Raw genomic sequence first — 17,089 nt, 5'->3', positions numbered from 1 at the left:
CATGAGCGCGGCGGTCAGTGGGCGAGGATCGCCAGCAGCAGCAGGGCGACGATGTTGGTGATCTTGATCATCGGGTTGACCGCAGGACCAGCGGTGTCCTTGTAGGGGTCGCCGACGGTGTCGCCGGTGACGGCCGCCTTGTGCGCGTCCGACCCCTTGCCGCCGTGGTTGCCCTCCTCGATGTACTTCTTGGCGTTGTCCCAGGCGCCGCCGCCCGAGGTCATCGAGATGGCGACGAACAGCCCGGTGACGATAACGCCGAGCAGCATCGCCCCGAGCGCCGAGAAGGCGGCGGAGCGGCCGGCGATCGCCTCGATCACGAAGTACAGCACGATCGGCGCCAGCACCGGCAGCAGCGACGGCACGATCATCTCGCGGATCGCCGCCTTGGTCAGCATGTCGACCGCGCGCTTGTAGTCCGGCCGGCTGGTGCCGGCCATGATGCCGGCGTTCTCACGGAACTGGCGGCGCACTTCCTCCACCACCGATCCGGCAGCGCGGCCGACCGCGGTCATGCCGAGCGCACCGAACAGATAGGGCAGCAGGCCGCCGAGCAGCAGGCCGACCACGACATAAGGGTTGGCAAGGGAGAAATCGAGCGTCAGGCCCTGGAAATAGGGGTGCTCGCCCGGGTTGCTGATGAAGAAGTTCAGGTCCGAGGTGTAGGCCGAGAACAGCACCAGCGCGCCCAGGCCGGCGGAGCCGATGGCATAGCCCTTGGTCACCGCCTTGGTGGTGTTGCCGACGGCGTCGAGCGCGTCGGTGGTGACCCGGACCTCCGCCGGCAGGTCGGCCATCTCGGCGATGCCGCCGGCGTTGTCAGTGACCGGGCCATAGGCGTCGAGGGCCACGACCATGCCGGCCAGCGCCAGCATGCTGGTGACTGCGATGGCGATGCCGAACAGGCCGGCCAGCAGGTAGGTGACGATGATCGCGACGCAGATGATCAGCGCCGGGACCGCGGTCGATTCCATCGAGATCGCCAGGCCCTGGATCACATTGGTGCCATGGCCGGTGGTCGAGGCCCGGGCGACCGACTGCACCGGCCGGAAGTTCGTGCCGGTGTAGTACTCGGTGACCCAGATCAGCAGGCCGGTGACGACCAGGCCGCTGACCCCGCACAGGAAGAGGGAGAAGCCGCTGAAGCTGCCGCCGCCGACTGTGTAGTTGCCGCCGAAGCCGACCACGACCCAGGTGACCAGCAGGATGCCGACCAGCGACAGCCCTGCCGAGACCACGAAGCCGCGGTACAGCGCGCCCATGATGTTGTTGCTGGGACCGAGCTTGACGAAGAAGGTGCCGGCGATTGAGGCCAGGATGCAGATCGCGCCGATCGCCAGCGGGTAGACCATCATCCACGACATCACCGCGCCGGCCCCGGCGAAGAAGATCGAGGCCAGGACCATCGTGGCCACGGTGGTCACCGCATAGGTCTCGAACAGGTCGGCGGCCATGCCGGCGCAGTCGCCGACATTGTCGCCGACATTGTCGGCGATCACGGCCGGGTTGCGCGGGTCGTCCTCGGGGATGCCGGCTTCGACCTTGCCGACCAGGTCGGCGCCGACATCGGCGCCCTTGGTGAAGATGCCGCCGCCGAGGCGGGCGAAGATCGAGATCAGCGACGCGCCGAAGCCGAGCGCCACCAGCGGGTCGATCAGGCCGCGGCCGCTGGCGCCGGAGGCGAGCAGGATGGCGTAGTAGCCGGCGACGGCGATCAGGGCCAGGCCGGCCACCAGCATGCCGGTGACGGCGCCGGAGCGGAAGGCGATGGCGAGGCCGGCGGCCAGGCCCTGGCGGGAGGCCTCGGCGGTGCGGACATTGGCGCGCACCGAGATGTTCATGCCGATGTAGCCGGCGGCGCCCGACAGGACGGCGCCGATGATGAAGCCGATGCCGACGGAAATGCCGAGAAGCAGCGAGACGATGATGGCGATGACCACGCCGACCACGCCGATGGTGAGATACTGCCGGTTCAGATAGGCGCCGGCGCCTTCCTGAATCGCGGCGGCGATTGCCTGCATTCGGGCATCGCCCGGACTGGCCGACAACACGCTCCGTGAAGCCCACACGCCATAGGCTAACGCGCCAAGGCCGCAGGCCAGCACGAAGACAAGGACCGCTGACATCATTCTTGAGTCCCTCGCCCCTGTTGATGACGCACCCGGCCCGGTTCAGGCCGGCTCCGCTTCTTTTGCGCCGAAACGATGCCAGAGCAGGATGGTCAGGGCAATCAGCGTGAAATTTTTTTGCTTTGTGGCAGCCGGATGGGCTCACAAGCCAGCGATTCGGGCTGTTTGAGGGCGGCCGGAACCGGCGGCGCGGTCAGAAATGCCGCCAGCCGCTCAGCGACTCGACGGGGCAGCCCTGTGGGTCGAGCAGGCGCGCGCCCTGCCCCGCCGCAATCCGGCCGATCCGCGTCACCGGGGTGCTTGCCGCCACGGCCGCCGCCTCGATCGCGGCCCGGGTCGTCGGCGGGGCGCTGAACAGCAGCTCGTAGTCCTCGCCGCCGCCCCAGGCGATGTCCTGCAGCGCCGGGTCGAGCGCGATGGCGGCGCGGGCGGCATCGGACAGCGGCAGCCGGGCCAGCTCGACCTCCGCCGCCACGCCGGAGGCGTCGCAGAGATGCGGCAGGTCGCCCGGCAGCCCGTCCGACACATCCATCGCCGCACGGGCGAGGCCGACCAGGGCGCGGCCGAGCGCCATCCGCGGCTCCGGCACGCGGTGGCGCGTCGCCAGCGCCGCGGCGGCGTCGGGCGCCAGGCCCGGCAGCCGGCCGAGGATCGCGCGCAGGCCCAGCGCCGCGTCGCCCAGCGTGCCGCTGACATAGAGGTCGTCGCCGGGCCGGGCGCCGGAGCGGCGCAGCATCGCGCCCTGCGGCACCGTGCCGAAGGCGGTGACCGACAGCACCGCCGTTCCCGGGGTCCGCACCGAATCGCCGCCGAGCAGGCCGATGCCGTAGAGAGCCTGGTCGGCCGCAAGCCCCTCGACGAAGCGCTCGATCCAGCTCTCGTCCGGCTGGGCCGGCAGCGCCAGCGTCAGGGTATAGGCGAGAGGCGCCGCGCCCTTCGCCGCCAGATCGGAGAGGTTGGAGCGCAACAGCTTCTGCGCCACCCGCAGCGGATCCTCGTCCGGCAGGTAGTGGACGGTCTCGACCATGGCGTCGGTGGTGACCACCAGGTCGCGGCCCTCGCCGGGGTCGAGCAGCGCCGCATCGTCCGCCAGGCCGAGCGCGCCCTTCGTGGCGCGGGCCAGCGGCCGGAAGTAGCGGTCGATGCGCTCGAACTCGCCGAGCCCCATGGCGGTTCCTAGCCGGCGCGGGGTTCGTCGGGCCGCTGCTCTCGGGCGATGCGGTCGAGCACCGCATTCACCATCGCCGGCTCCTTGCCGCCGAAGAAGGCGCGGGTAACGTTGACATATTCCGAGATCACGATCGGCGCCGGCACATGCAGATTGGCCAGCAGCTCCCAGGCCCCCGCCTGCATCACGCAGCGCAGCAGCAGGTCCAGCCGCGACAGCGAGAACTGCGCGTCGAGCGCGCCGGAGACCAGGGCGTCGACCTCGTCGCTGCGCACCCGGGTGCCACGGACGATGTCGCCGAACAGCGGCGCGTCGGGCTCGACCATGGGCTCGTCCTCGACCGGCTCGCCGAAGCGGTGATGGACGAATTCGGAGATCACCTTGTCGAGCGGCGTGCCCGACTGCTCGAGCTGGTACAACGCCTGGACGGCGGCGAGGCGGGCGGCGCTGCGGCGGGCCTTGGCGGAGGGTTTCGGGGTCGCCATCGGTCAGGCCGTCAGCTGCTTGAAGTGCCGCTTGAGCTGGATCATCGCCAAAGCGGCCCGGGCGGCGCCGCCGCCCTTGTCCATCTCATCGACCCTGGCGCGGGCCCAGGCCTGGGCCTCGTTCTCGACGGTCAGGATGCCGTTGCCGATGGCCAGGCAATGGCGCAGAGCGAGGTCCTGCAGGCCGCGCGAGCTCTCGTTGCAGACCGTGTCGTAATGCGAGGTCTCGCCGCGGATGACGCAGCCGAGCGCGACATAGCCGTCGAATCGCCGTGCCGAGGTCGCGGCGATCTGCACTGCGGCCGGGATCTCCAGCGCCCCCGGCACCTCGACGCGCTCATAGGTGGCGCCGATCTGCTCCAGCACCGCGACGGCGCCGCGCGCCAGCTCGTCGGTGATGTCCTCGTAGAAGCGGGCCTCGACGATCAGGATGTGCGGCGCCGGGCCGGTGAAGGACACGGGCCGCTGTTCGGTCTTGGCGACCATGTCAGTCCTCCTGGACGCCGGCGATGGCGCGCTGCTCGACCACCGTGAGGCCGTAGCCGTCGATGCCGACGATGGTGCGGGGATGGTTGGACAGCACGATCAGCTTGCGCACGCCCAGGTCGAGCAGGATCTGGGCGCCGACGCCGTAGTCGCGCAGCTCATGCCCGCTCTCCTTCGCCGGCATGCCTTCGAGCCGCCGCTGCAGCCGCTCGCTCAGGCTGTCGGGCTGCGGCTCGCGGATCAGCACCACGACGCCCCTGCCCGCGCGGCCGATCTCCGCCATCGCCCCGTGCAGGATGCCGGCATTGCCGCCATGGACGTCGCCGAGCACGTCGTCCAGCACGTTCAGCGCATGCATCCGCACCGGCACCGGCTCCTCGCCGGAGATGTCGCCCTTCACCAGCACGACATGCTCGGCGTAGCGGGCCTTGTTGACATAGACCAGCATCCGCCAGTCGCCGCCCCAGCGGCTTTCGATCGTGGTCTCGAGCTTGCGCTCGACCAGCGATTCCTGGCAGCGGCGATAAGCGATCAGGTCGGCGATGGTTCCGATCTTGAGATTGTGGAACTGGGCGAACTTCACCAGGTCCGGCAGCCGAGCCATGGTGCCGTCGTCGTTCATGATCTCGCAGATCACCCCGGCCGGGTACAGCCCGGCCAGGCGCGAGATGTCGACCGCCGCCTCGGTGTGGCCGGTGCGCTCCAGCACGCCGCCGTCGCGCGCCACCAACGGGAAGACGTGGCCGGGCGTGGCGACGTCGGCCGGGCCGCAGGCCGGGTCGATCGCGACCGCGATGGTGCGGGCCCGGTCGGCCGCCGAGATGCCGGTGGTCACGCCTTCGCGCGCCTCGATCGAGACGGTGAAGGCGGTCTGGTGGCGCGAGGCGTTGCTGCGCGTCATCAGCTGCAGGCCGAGCTCGTCGATCCGCTTGTGCTCCATCGCCAAGCAGATCAGGCCGCGGCCGTAGCGGGCCATGAAGTTGACCGCCTCGGCATCCGCCATCTGTGCCGGGATCACCAGGTCGCCCTCGTTCTCCCGGTCCTCGTCGTCGACCAGGATGAACATGCGGCCCTGACGTGCCTCCTCGATGATCTCGTCGATCGGCGAGAGCAGCGCCTGGTCGTCGGGGCTCAGCCGGCTGTCTTGCGATCCCGCAGCAGGCGCGCCGTGTACCGCGCCAGCATGTCGATCTCCAAGTTCACGCGGCGATCCGTGCTTAAGCTTCGAAAGGTCGTGCATGACTGCGTGTGCGGAATGATGTTGACGCCGAAGCGGCAGGTCCCCGACGGGGTGTCGGCGACCTCGTTGACGGTCAGCGAGACGCCCTCGATGGCGACCGAGCCCTTGGAGGCGATGTAATCCGCCAGCTCGGCCGGGGCCTCGATGGTGAAGCGGACGCTGTCGCCCTCGGGCCGGCGGTCGACGATGGTGCCGACGCCGTCGACATGGCCGTAGACCAGATGGCCGCCGATCTCGTCGCCGAGCTTGAGCGAGCGTTCGAGATTGACCTCGGTGCCGACCGCCCAGTCGCCCAGCGTGCTGCGCGACAGGGTCTCGGCCGAGGCCTCGACTGCGAAGCGACCCGGCTGGGTCTCGATCACGGTCAGGCAGACGCCGTTGTGCGCGACCGAGGCGCCGATCTCGATCGTCGCCGTGTCGAAGGCCGTCTCGATGATGTAGCGGGTGTCGCCTCGCCGCTCGATCGCCGCGACGCGCCCCACATCGGTGATGATGCCGCTGAACATGGCCGGCACCCTATGACGGTCGCGCTGTGGTTTCCAGCGAAACCACATTGCGCGCGACGCAGCCCCTCCCTGCCGGAGCCGATCTTGAAACCAGCCGCAGCGGGCCGGGCGGCCGATCAGGGGCGCTCGCCGCGCAGCTGGTCGACGAAATCGCTGAACGCGCCGGGCTCCTGGAAGTCGCGGTAGACCGACGCGTATCGGATGTAGGCGACCTTGTCGACGCCGCTCAGCGCCTTCATCACCATCTCGCCGATCGCCTTGGACGGGATCTCGCTCTCGCCCGAGCTTTCGAGCTGGCGGACCAGCGAATTGACGATCCGTTCCAGCCGCTCGATGTCGATGTCGCGCTTGCGCAGGGCGATGCGCATCGAGCGCAGCAGCTTCTCGCGGTCGAACGGCTCGCGCTGGCCGGTCGACTTGATCACCGTCAGCTCGCGCAGCTGGATCCGCTCGAAGGTGGTGAAGCGGGCGCCGCAGGCCGGGCAGAAGCGGCGCCGCCGGATGGCCGAATTGTCCTCGGTGGGACGAGAGTCCTTCACCTGGGTGTCGTCGTGGCCACAGAACGGGCAGCGCATCGGTCCCCCCGGAAATGGTTTCGCCCACAGCGAATGGATACCATCCGTTGTGGGCGAACCACAATCTGTCGAGTGTCAGGACGGACGGATTCCAGCCTTGAACCGCGGCTCAGAGGTCCGGGTAGATCGGGAACCGGGCGCACAGCGCCTCGACCCGGGCCCGCACGGCGGTCTCGACCTTCGAGTTGTCCTCGGGGTTGGCGGCCAGGCCGTCCAGCACCTCGACCGCCATCTCGCCGATCTGGCGGAACTCGGCCAGGCCGAAGCCGCGCGAGGTCGCCGCCGGGCTGCCGAGCCGGACGCCGGAGGTGATGGTCGGCTTCTCCGGGTCGAACGGGACGCCGTTCTTGTTGCAGGTCATGCCGGCATGCTCGAGGCTGGCCTCGGCCGCCTTGCCGGTCAGCTTCTTCGGCCGGAGGTCGACCAGCATCAGATGCGTGTCGGTGCCACCGGACACGATGTCGAGCCCGCCGGCGCGCACCGTCTCAGCCAGCAGCTTGGCGTTCTCGACCACCGCCTTGGCATAGAGCTTGAACTCCGGCCGCAGCGCCTCGCCGAAGGCCACCGCCTTGGCGGCGATGACATGCATCAGCGGGCCGCCCTGCAGGCCCGGGAAGACCGAGGAGTTGATCTTCTTGCCGATCTCCGGGTCGTTCGACAGCACCATGCCGCCGCGCGGGCCGCGCAGGGTCTTGTGAGTGGTGGTGGTGACGATGTGGGCGTGCGGCAGCGGGCTGGGATGCACGCCGCCGGCGACCAGCCCGGCGAAATGCGCCATGTCGACCATCAGATAGGCGCCGACCGAATCCGCGATCTGCCGGAAGCGGGCGAAGTCGATGATTCGCGGATAGGCCGAGCCGCCGGCGATGATCAGCTTCGGCTTGTGCTCGTCGGCCAGGCGCTGCAGCTCGTCATAGTCGATCCGGGCGTCGTCGCGGCGGACGCCGTACTGCACCGCGTTGAACCACTTGCCGGACTGGTTCGGGGCGGCGCCATGGGTCAGGTGGCCGCCGGCGGCCAGCGACATGCCGAGCACGGTGTCGCCCGGCTGAAGCAGGGCGAAGAACACCGCCTGGTTGGCCTGAGCGCCGGAATGCGGCTGGACATTGGCGTAGGCGCAGTCGAACAGCGTGCAGGCACGCTCGATCGCCAGCGACTCCGCCACGTCGACGAATTCGCAGCCGCCGTAGTAGCGGCGGTTGGGATAGCCCTCGGCATATTTGTTGGTCAGGACCGAGCCCTGGGCCTCGAGCACGGCGCGGGAGACGATGTTCTCGCTGGCGATCAGCTCGATCTGCGTCTGCTGGCGCTTCAGCTCGTCCCGGATGCCGCGCAGCACGGCCGGGTCGGTGTCTTCCAGGCGGGCGGTGAAGAGGGAGCTTGCGGCGGTCATCTTGGCGGCGGAGTCGGGAGAGCTCATGGGCAAATCATCCTGGTCAGGCTGCAGGCACGTCGAGCTTGGCGATGCGGTCGCCGTGCCGACCGCCTTCGTAGTCGGTGGACAGGAACACGGCAAGGCAATCCCGGGCGGTCTCGAAGCCGATGATTCGGGCGCCGAGCGCCAGCACGTTCGCATCGTTGTGCTGGCGGCACAGCCGGGCGGTGGTGACGTCGTGGCAAAGCGCCGCACGGATCCCACGATGGCGGTTGACCGCGATCGAAATGCCGATGCCGGTGCCGCAGACCACGAGGCCACGCGACGCCCGGCCGTCCCGGATCGCTTGCGCCACGGCATGGCCGAAATCCGGATAATCCACCCGGTCCGGCCCGTTGGTGCCAAGGTCGAGCACCGTCAGCCCCTGCTCCTCGATCACGGCCCGGAGCTGGTCTTTGAGGGCATATCCGGCATGGTCTGCGGCGATGGCGACAGTCTCGGCGGCGTCAGTCATTTTGGTCCGATCGGATGGGGCGCGGGTGACCTTCGCATATTTTGCTTTGGAGAGTGAGCCGGAACGTGGCTCTATTCATGCGGGCGAGCCAGTTTGATCCGGCCGCAGCTTGCAGTTGTAGAATAGTTGGTAATTTTCCCATTACCGTTGACATGCGCGACATCAAATGCGACCTCGTTGTCGCTGTTGACGACACAAAGATAAGGATTTGATCAATGGAGGATTTTGCAAACACGACTGGCCGCAGCACCGACGATCTGGTGCAGATGACCACCCAGATTGTGACATCCTATATTTCCCGCAATAACGTCCCGAACGATCAGCTGGGGACGGTGATCCAGACCATTCATGAGGCATTGCGGAACATCGGCTCCGCGCCAACGGCCGCACCGGCCCCGACGCCGGCCAAGCCGGCGGTGCCGATCCGGCGGTCGATCCAGCCCGACTACATCGTCTGCCTGGAGGACGGCAAGAAGCTGAAGATGCTGAAACGGCACCTGCGGACGACGTACAAGCTGTCGCCGGAGGAGTACAGGCTCAAATGGGGGCTGCCGGCCGACTATCCCATGGTCGCGCCGAACTATGCGGAACAGCGCTCCGCCTTCGCCAAGAAGATCGGCCTGGGCCGTGCCCGCAGCGGCACGGACAAGGCCCGGCGCGGCTGATCGTCTTCGCCCTGGGGGCCGGGACGCCGCAGCGCGAGGCTGGCGGCGACCCGGCCCCTGTGCTGTTATGCGCCACGTTTTTCGATAGTTCCGGAGTTCGCCCATGACTTCCGCCGCTGCCACCGCGGCCGCCAAGCCGGCACAGACCGGCCGTGCCGCCTTCAACTGGGAGGACCCGCTCCTGCTTGAGGAGTTGCTGACCGAGGAGGAGCGAATGGTGCGCGACGCGGCGCGCGCCTATTGCCAGGAGAAGCTGCTGCCGCGCGTGCTCGAGGCGAACCGGCACGAGGTCTTCCACCGCGAGATCATGAACGAGATGGGCGAGCTCGGCTTTCTCGGCTCGACCATCGACGGCTATGGCTGCGCCGGCGTCAACTATATCTGCTACGGCCTGATCGCGCGCGAGGTCGAGCGCGTCGACAGCGGCTACCGCTCGGCCATGTCGGTGCAGTCGAGCCTGGTGATGCACCCGATCTACGCCTATGGCACCGAGGAGCAGCGCCAGAAGTACCTGCCCCGCCTGGCCACCGGCGAGATCGTCGGCTGCTTCGGCCTGACCGAGCCCGACGCCGGCTCCGACCCCGGCTCGATGAAGACCCGGGCGCGCAGTGTCTCCGGCGGCTACAGCCTGTCCGGCGCCAAGATGTGGATCACCAACTCGCCGATCGCGGACGTGTTCGTGGTCTGGGCCAAGGACGACAGCGGCGAGATCCGCGGCTTCGTGCTGGAGCGCGGCATGAAGGGCCTGTCCTCGCCCAAGATCGAAGGCAAGTTCTCGCTGCGCGCCTCGACCACCGGCGAGATCGTGATGGACGAGGTGTTCGTCCCGGAAGAGAACCTGCTGCCCAACGTCAAGGGGCTGAAGGGCCCGTTCGGCTGCCTCAACAACGCCCGCTACGGCATCGCCTGGGGCGCGATCGGCGCGGCCGAGTTCTGCTGGCACACCGCCCGGCAGTACACGCTGGACCGCAAGATGTTCGGCCGCCCCCTCGCCGCCACCCAGCTGATCCAGAAGAAGCTGGCCGACATGCAGACCGAGATCACCCTCGGCCTGATCTCGGCGCATCGCCTGGGCCAGCTCAAGGACGACGGCAAGGCCGCGCCGGAGGCGATCAGCCTGATGAAGCGCAACAATTGCGGCAAGTCGCTCGACATCGCCCGCCAGGCTCGCGACATGCTCGGCGGCAACGGCATCGCCGACGAGTTCAACGTCATCCGCCACGTGATGAACCTCGAGGCGGTCAATACCTATGAGGGCACGCATGACGTGCACGCCCTGATCCTGGGCCGGGCACAGACCGGTCTAGCCGCCTTCTGATCGCGGTCGGAGCGCGGAGAGACAAAAGGCGCGCCCCTCGGGACGCGCCTTTTTCGTGACCGGGCGGCAGGCGGCTCAGGCCGCGCTGGTCACCGGCTGGTCGGTGCTGTAGGCGAGGTTGCCGGACCAGAAGCCCTCGAGCCGCCGCAGCGTGGCGTTCAGCGTCTCGACGTCGCCGACACGCAGACCGGTGCCCTCCAGCGCATCGGCCTGGCGGCTGAACATGGTCTCGAGCCTGGACCGCAGCGCCTGGCCCTTGCTGGTCAGACGGACCCGGGTGGAGCGCCGGTCGTGCTGCGACCGCTCCTGCGCCAGATATCCGTTCTCGACCATTTTCTTGACGTTGTACGAGACATTCGAGCCCAGATAGTAGCCACGGGCGGTCAACTCGCCGATGGTCAGCTCGTCCATGCCGATATTGTACAGAATCAGACTTTGGACGTTGTTGATGTCTTGGACGCCAAAGCGGTCCAACTCTACCTTGACCACATCCAGAAAGCAGCGATGAAGCCGCTCAATGAGCGCGGTCATGCGGTAATAGGGATGATGCATTCAGACCTCCGACCCACTGGCGCTTTGTACTATCTAGACCGCCGTTCTACCACTCATAAAGCCACTTTAGACAAAATCATCCAAAACGAAAGTGTTGTGAGCAGGACAGGTGTTCACTGCAATTTGCACCGCATTCAGGACGAATTCGCGCTAGATGGGTGCTTCCGGTTGCCACGAAGGACATTTTTGATCCTCTCGCGCGAAGTTATCAACCCTCTGTATGCAGGCGTCATTCCCCGCGGGCGGTGCCGATCCGTGGCGGGCCGCCGCACCATGTTGTTTCCGGCCGGGGCTCCGTCCTAGAGTGCGCCCGCTCTTCCTGTCTCCGAGTGACCCGATGTCCCGCCTGCCCTTCCCCGGCTCCTACCCGACCACCCGGACGCGGCGCCTGCGCACCGACGGCTGGATCCGCGAGCTGGTGGCCGAGACCCGGCTGGGCCCGTCCGACCTGATCTGGCCGATCTTCGTGGTCGAGGGCGACCGGAAGCAGCCGGTCGAATCGCTGCCCGGCGTCGCCCGCTTCGATCTGGCCAGCGCCGCCGAGGCCTGCCGCCGCGCCCACGATCTCGGCATCCCGGCGGTGGCGCTGTTCCCGATGATCGACCGCGCCCTGCGCAGCGAGGACGGTGCCGAGGCCTGCCGCGCCGGCAACCTGGTGTGCCGCGCCATCAGCGCGATCAAGGCTGCGGTGCCGGATATCGGCATCGTCGTCGATGTCGCCCTCGACCCGTTCACCAGCCACGGCCATGACGGCCTGATCCGCGACGGCCGGATCCTGAACGACGAGACGGTCGAGATCCTGGTCCGCCAGGCGCTGGTCCAGGCCGAGGCCGGGGCCGACATCGTGGCGCCGTCCGACATGATGGACGGCCGCATCGGCGCGATCCGCGCGGCTTTGGACGGCGCCGGCCGCCAGGACGTCAAGATCATGGCCTATTCGGCGAAATACGCCTCGGCCTTCTACGGCCCGTTCCGCGACGCGGTCGGGTCGACCGGGGTGCTGGTCGGCGACAAGAAGACCTACCAGATGAACCCGGCCAACACCGACGAGGCGCTGCGCGAGGTCGAGCTCGACCTGCGCGAGGGCGCCGACATGGTGATGGTCAAGCCCGGCCTGCCCTATCTCGACATCATCCGCCGGGTGCATGACGGCTTCGGCGTGCCGGTCTTCGCCTACCAGGTCAGCGGCGAATACGCGATGATGAAGGCGGCGGCGCAGAATGGCTGGCTGGACTACGACAAGGCGCTGATCGAGGTGCTGACCGCGTTCAAGCGCGCCGGGACGTCGGGCGTCCTGACGTATGGCGCCGTCGAGGCGGCCGAACTGCTGGGCTGAGAGATCGCTTGTAAACGCTACTGGCGCGGCCGTCTGACGGCGAACTCGAAGCTTCCGGTGCTCACGGACTTAAACGTCCGCTGCGCGCCGGTTCTCGAAACCACCGCCAGCCGACTCACGCCAGCGCATTTCCAAACGATCTCTCCGTCTCAGCTGGCCGCGAGCCAGTCGCGGATCGGGGCGGTCTGGTCGGCCGCCATCAGCGCCGGGGCGTGGCCGCAGCCGGGGATGGTGAGCAGCGTGGTGCCCGGCCGCGCCGCCATGCGCTCGGCCGTTTCCGCGGTCAGCAGGTCCGACTCCGCGCCGCGGACCACCAGCACCGGGCAGCGGATCTGGTCCCAGACCATCCACAGGTCGACATCGGCGACCGGTCCGGCGAAGGCGGCGGCGATGCCGGGGTCGTAGGCCAGGCCAAGCGTGCCGTCCTGCCGGCGCCGGGCGCTGTGCTCGGCCAGATGCCGCCACTGCCCGTCGGTCAGCGGGCCGAAGGGCGCATGCACCCGCCGCAGATAGGCCTCGAGCTCGCCGAGATCGGCGAAGACCGGATCCTGCCCGACATAGGACCCGATTCGCAGCAGCGCCGCCTGCGGGATGAACGGGCCGACATCGTTCAGCACCAGCCGGCGGATCGGGGTGTTCGGCTGGGCCGCCAGCATCATGCCGATCAGCCCACCCATCGAGGTGCCGACCCAGTCCACCTCCGCCACGTCGAGCCGGGCGATCAGCGCCGCGGCGTCGCCGAGATATTGCGGATAACCGTAAAGGGCCGGATTGGCCAGCCAGCCGCTGCGGCCGCGGCCGACCACGTCCGGGCAGACCGCGGTGCGGCCGGACCAGGCCAGGTCCGCCGCCAGCATGTCGAAGTCCCGGCCGTTGCGGGTCAGCCCGTGCACGCACAGCACCGGCGGGCGCGACCGGTCCGAGCCCCAGGAGACATAGGCCAGGCGGTGGAAGCCGCCCAGGCCGAGCCCGAGGAACTGATGCTCGACCGGCTCCATCTTAAGCCGCCCGCGCCGCAGCCGGGCGCAGCGCGCCATCCTCGACCGCGATGAAGCGTCGGGCCTCGAAGCCGTTGAACCGGGTCTGCAGCACGTTGGAATAGGCGCCGATCTGGCCGAACTCGATCCAGTCGCCCTCGCGCACATCCTCGGGCAGCGGCGAGGTGCCGGGCAGGCTGTCGTAGCTGTCGCAGGTCGGGCCGAAGAGGGCGAAGCTGGCCAGCCTGCCGCCGGCCCCGCCCGGCCGCAGCAGGCGGACCGGATAGACGGTGCGGAACAGCTTCATGTCGGCCAGGCTGCCATAGGCGCCGTCGTTCAGGTACAGGCGGTGGCCGCGCCGGAACTCGACCTTCACCACCAGCGAGCAGGCCTCGGCCACCAGCGCCCGCCCCGGCTCGCAGAACACCGCACGGTCGGCGTCGGCCGGCAGCCGGGCCAGGCCGGCGCGGATCGCGGCGACGAAGGCGGAGAGCGGCGGCGCCTCGGTGCCGACATACGCGGCGGGGAAGCCGCCGCCGACATCGATCACCGGCACTTTTACCTCGGCCCTGGCGAGAATGCCGGCGCAGATCGTCAGGGCGCTCTCATAGGCGCCCGGATCCAGGCATTGCGAGCCGACATGGAAGGTCAGGCCGACGCGGTTGCCGGTGGCGGCGATGCGGCGCAGCAGCGCCGGCGCGGCTTCGACCTCGGCCCCGAACTTGCCGCTGAGGTCGCAGACCGAATCGAAGCGGGGCATGTCGACCCGCAGCACCAGGGTCAGGTCGCGCGCCCCGCCGGTCACCGCGAGGATCTTGTCCAGCTCCTCCTCGTGGTCGAGGCAGAAGGTGCGGATGCCGTAGCGGCGATAGGCCAGCTCGACCGCCTGGCGGTTCTTCACCGGATGCATGTAGTGCGACACGGCGCCGGGCAGCGCCGCCGCGGCCTCGATCTCGCTCAGCGAGGCGACGTCGAAATCGCGCAGGCCGCCGGCATGCAGCCCGGCCAGCACCGCCGGATGGTCGTTGCACTTGACCGCGTACATCACCGTGCCGGGGAACTGGCGCTGGAACTCCGCCGCCGACTCCCGCAGCACCCGGGGCCGCAGGCAGTAGACCGGCTCCTCCGGGCGGAGGGCGGTGACCATGGCGAGGGCGTCGGCGAAGGACTCCATCGAACCATCCTGCTGACCGCCGCCGGACGCGCGGCACGTCTGCATCATCTGGGCAGTGCCGGCCACTTGGCTAGCCCCCCGCGAAAATAGACCGAAGCGCACCGGGCGCCACGGATCGACCCTGCGCCCCCATGGCGCCTCGCATCGAATCGGACAGATTATTATAACACAGCACCGCCGCGACCGATCCCGGCCGGCCCGGAGACGTGACCGATGAGATGGCTTCGCCGCGGCGCGATCGCGCTGGCCTGCCTCCTGCTGCTGCTCGTGGTGCTGGCCGGCGCCGGCCTGTGGTGGCTGCGCACCGGGGTGCCGGCCGAATCGGGCACCGTCGCGCTCGACGGCGTGTCCGGCCCGGTCCGGATCTATCGCGACGGCCACGGCGTGCCGACGATCTTCGCGCAGAGCGACGGCGACGCCTATTTCGCCCTCGGCTGGCTGCACGCCCAGGACCGGCTGTGGCAGATGGAGCTGCAGCGCCGGGTCGGCGCCGGCCGGCTGGCCGAGCTGATCGGCGAAGCCGGGCTGCGGACGGACAAGTTCATGCGGACGCTCGGCATCTACCGCCTGGCCGAGGCCGATCTCGCCGCCCTGTCGCCGGAGACGCAGTCGGCGCTCGACCGCTACGCCGCCGGGGTCAATGCCTGGATCGACGACCACCCCGGCGCCCTGCCGCCCGAATTCTACCTGCTGCGAATCCGGCCGGAGCCGTGGCGACCGGCCGATACGCTGGTCTGGAGCAAGCTGATGGCGCTGCAGCTGTCGGCCAACTACCGCGACGAGATCCTGCGCGCCCAGGTGATCGCCAAACTGGGACCGGAGCGCGCCGGCACCCTGTTCCCCGACCTCGGCGCGCTGCCGCCCGCCACCCTCTCCGCCCTCGACCAGACCGCGCCGATGCTGACCGCGCTGGCACAGGCACTGCCGCCTCCGCTCGGGCCCCGCACCGCCTCGAACGAGTGGGTGGTCGGACCCAGCCGCACCGACACCGGCGCGCCGATCCTGGCCAACGACCCGCATCTGGGCTTGAGCGCGCCGATCCTGTGGTACCTGGCGCGGATCGAGACCCCGACCCTGTCGGTGGCCGGCGCCACCGTGCCCGGCGTGCCGCTGACCCTCTTGGGCCAGAACCGGCGGATCGCCTGGGGCTTCACCACCACCGGCGCGGATGTCCAGGACCTGTTCCTGGAGACGGTCGACCCGGCCGACCCGAACCGCTACCGGACCCTGGACGGCAGCGCCGCCTTCGAGACCCGACATGAGACCATCGCCGTCTCCGGCGGCGACCCGGTGACCCTGACCATCCGCAGCACCCGGCACGGGCCGGTGCTGTCCGACCTCGACCCGGGAGTGGCGGCGCTGGCCGGCGACGGCAAGGTCGCCGCCCTCGCCTTCACCGCCCTCGCCCCCGGCGACACCTCGGCCCAGGCGATCTACCAGCTCAATCGGGCCGGCAACTGGCAGGAGTGCCTGGCGGCGATGCGGCTGTACCGCACCCCGATACAGAACGTCGCCTATGCCGATGCCGACGGCGATATCGGCTTCCTGGTCCCGGGGGCGATCCCGATCCGCCGCTCCGGAAACGGCAAGCTGCCGGCGGACGGCGCCTCGGGCGCCCAGGACTGGACCGGCCTCATCCCGTTCGAGGCTCTGCCCCAGGCCTTGAACCCGCCCGGCGGCGCCATCGCCAACGCCAACAACGCCCCGGTCGGGCCGGGCTACGCCCAGTATATCGGCGACGGCTATGACGAGCCCTATCGCGCCCGCCGCATCGTCGAGCTGCTGGATGCCGACGGACCGAACACGGTCGAGCGCAGCCAGGCGATGCAGGCCGACACGCTGACGACAGAGGCGCGGGAGCTGCTGCCGCTGATGACCAAAATCGAGCCGGCGGATGACCGCATGGCGAAGGCGGTGGCCCTGCTGCGCGGCTGGGACCTGCGGATGGACCGCAACCGGCCGGAGCCGCTGATCTACATGGAATGGCTGCGGCGCTTCGCCCATGCCGTGTTCGACCCGCCGCTAGGCCCCCTGGCCGAGGACTATTTCGGGCTGCACCCGGGCGTCCTGGCGACGATCATGACCCGCGACCCGTCCTGGTGCGGCGACGCCACGGCCCCGCCGGCCGACTGCAAGGCACTGCTGCGGCAGACCCTTGGCGAGGCGCTGGACGCGCTGGCGCAGCGCCACGGCGCAGACATGGCCGCCTGGCGCTGGGGCGCCGAGCACATCGCGCCGCTGAGCGCCCAGGTGCTGTCGCGCGTGCCGGTGATCGGCGGCCTGATCTCACTGGCGACCCCGACCGACGGCGGGCCCTATACCCTGAACCGCGGCGGCACCTCGATCACCGATCCGGAGGCGCCCTATGCCGATGAGCACGGCGCCGGCTACCGTGCCGTCTACGACCTGGCCGACCGCGGCCGGTCGCGCTTCATGATCGCCACCGGCCAGTCCGGCAACCCGCTGTCGCCGCATTGGGGCGACCTGGTCGCGGATTGGCGAGACGGAAGATACTTGACGTTGCATGGTGGCGAGGCTGATCTCGCCGCCGCCGGGGCGTCGCTGACGACCCTGCAGCCGAGCCAATAA

16 protein-coding genes are annotated in these 17,089 nt (G+C 69.2%); 4 read left to right on the top strand and 12 right to left on the bottom strand.

Annotation, left to right across the window (positions count from 1 at the left end; all coding sequences use genetic code 11):
* Positions 1 to 14 precede the first annotated feature (14 nt).
* The 9 genes from FFK22_RS27815 to rpiB form a co-directional block, all read right to left on the bottom strand.
* On the bottom strand, positions 15 to 2,126 hold the full coding sequence (locus FFK22_RS27815; RefSeq protein WP_138891013.1) for a sodium-translocating pyrophosphatase: 2,112 nt from the start codon (positions 2,124 to 2,126) through the stop codon (positions 15 to 17).
* Positions 2,127 to 2,322: 196 nt separating this feature from the next.
* A complete protein-coding gene (gene thiL / locus FFK22_RS27810) occupies positions 2,323 to 3,297 on the bottom strand; it encodes a thiamine-phosphate kinase (protein WP_138890986.1) in 975 nt (324 codons plus the stop codon).
* An 8-nt stretch (positions 3,298 to 3,305) separates the two neighbouring features.
* Complete coding sequence (gene nusB, locus FFK22_RS27805) at positions 3,306 to 3,782, bottom strand: transcription antitermination factor NusB (protein ID WP_138890987.1); 477 nt, start codon at positions 3,780 to 3,782, stop codon at positions 3,306 to 3,308.
* Positions 3,783 to 3,785: 3 nt separating this feature from the next.
* A complete protein-coding gene (locus FFK22_RS27800) occupies positions 3,786 to 4,268 on the bottom strand; it encodes a 6,7-dimethyl-8-ribityllumazine synthase (protein ID WP_138890988.1) in 483 nt (160 codons plus the stop codon).
* Position 4,269: 1 nt separating this feature from the next.
* Positions 4,270 to 5,508 carry a 3,4-dihydroxy-2-butanone-4-phosphate synthase gene (gene ribB, locus FFK22_RS27795; RefSeq protein WP_138890989.1) on the bottom strand — a complete coding sequence of 413 codons (1,239 nt, stop codon included), beginning with the start codon at positions 5,506 to 5,508 and terminating at the stop codon, positions 4,270 to 4,272.
* Positions 5,400 to 6,014, bottom strand: a complete 615-nt coding sequence (locus FFK22_RS27790; RefSeq protein WP_138890990.1) for a riboflavin synthase — start codon at positions 6,012 to 6,014, stop codon at positions 5,400 to 5,402. Before FFK22_RS27790 ends, ribB begins: the two co-directional genes overlap by 109 nt.
* 116 nt (positions 6,015 to 6,130) lie before the next feature.
* Positions 6,131 to 6,589 (bottom strand): transcriptional regulator NrdR, encoded by a 459-nt coding sequence (nrdR, locus tag FFK22_RS27785; RefSeq protein ID WP_026870463.1) that lies wholly within the window; start codon positions 6,587 to 6,589, stop codon positions 6,131 to 6,133.
* Between the two features lie 109 nt (positions 6,590 to 6,698).
* Complete coding sequence (gene glyA / locus FFK22_RS27780; protein WP_306770181.1) at positions 6,699 to 8,009, bottom strand: serine hydroxymethyltransferase; 1,311 nt, start codon at positions 8,007 to 8,009, stop codon at positions 6,699 to 6,701.
* A 16-nt stretch (positions 8,010 to 8,025) separates the two neighbouring features.
* On the bottom strand, positions 8,026 to 8,478 hold the full coding sequence (gene rpiB / locus FFK22_RS27775; protein ID WP_138890991.1) for a ribose 5-phosphate isomerase B: 453 nt from the start codon (positions 8,476 to 8,478) through the stop codon (positions 8,026 to 8,028).
* Between the two features lie 215 nt (positions 8,479 to 8,693).
* On the opposite strand from rpiB, the gene FFK22_RS27770 reads away from it, so the two are divergent.
* Both FFK22_RS27770 and FFK22_RS27765 read left to right on the top strand, forming a co-directional pair.
* Entirely contained in the window at positions 8,694 to 9,143 is a 450-nt protein-coding gene (locus FFK22_RS27770) for a MucR family transcriptional regulator (protein ID WP_186002688.1), read from the top strand.
* Positions 9,144 to 9,246: 103 nt separating this feature from the next.
* Entirely contained in the window at positions 9,247 to 10,461 is a 1,215-nt protein-coding gene (locus tag FFK22_RS27765; protein WP_138890992.1) for an acyl-CoA dehydrogenase, read from the top strand.
* Between the two features lie 75 nt (positions 10,462 to 10,536).
* Here the strand turns inward: FFK22_RS27765 and FFK22_RS27760 are convergent, their stop codons facing one another.
* On the bottom strand, positions 10,537 to 11,013 hold the full coding sequence (locus tag FFK22_RS27760; protein WP_138890993.1) for a MarR family winged helix-turn-helix transcriptional regulator: 477 nt from the start codon (positions 11,011 to 11,013) through the stop codon (positions 10,537 to 10,539).
* A gap of 337 nt (positions 11,014 to 11,350) precedes the next feature.
* Here FFK22_RS27760 and hemB point away from each other — a divergent pair, with 337 nt between their 5' ends.
* Positions 11,351 to 12,349, top strand: a complete 999-nt coding sequence (gene hemB / locus FFK22_RS27755; protein ID WP_138890994.1) for a porphobilinogen synthase — start codon at positions 11,351 to 11,353, stop codon at positions 12,347 to 12,349.
* A gap of 149 nt (positions 12,350 to 12,498) precedes the next feature.
* On the opposite strand, the gene FFK22_RS27750 is transcribed toward hemB, so the two are convergent.
* Together FFK22_RS27750 and FFK22_RS27745 are read right to left on the bottom strand one after the other, a co-directional pair.
* A complete protein-coding gene (locus FFK22_RS27750) occupies positions 12,499 to 13,347 on the bottom strand; it encodes an alpha/beta fold hydrolase (protein ID WP_138890995.1) in 849 nt (282 codons plus the stop codon).
* A 1-nt stretch (position 13,348) separates the two neighbouring features.
* On the bottom strand, positions 13,349 to 14,500 hold the full coding sequence (locus FFK22_RS27745; RefSeq protein ID WP_138890996.1) for a type III PLP-dependent enzyme: 1,152 nt from the start codon (positions 14,498 to 14,500) through the stop codon (positions 13,349 to 13,351).
* A gap of 213 nt (positions 14,501 to 14,713) precedes the next feature.
* On the opposite strand from FFK22_RS27745, the gene FFK22_RS27740 reads away from it, so the two are divergent.
* On the top strand, positions 14,714 to 17,089 hold the full coding sequence (locus FFK22_RS27740) for a penicillin acylase family protein (RefSeq protein WP_138890997.1): 2,376 nt from the start codon (positions 14,714 to 14,716) through the stop codon (positions 17,087 to 17,089).

The sequence above is a fragment of the Mycobacterium sp. KBS0706 genome, from assembly GCF_005938675.2.
GTDB lineage: Bacteria > Pseudomonadota > Alphaproteobacteria > DSM-16000 > Inquilinaceae > Inquilinus.
The sequence above is the reverse complement of the archived record's forward strand: the minus strand, read 5'-3'. Positions and strand labels throughout refer to the sequence as shown.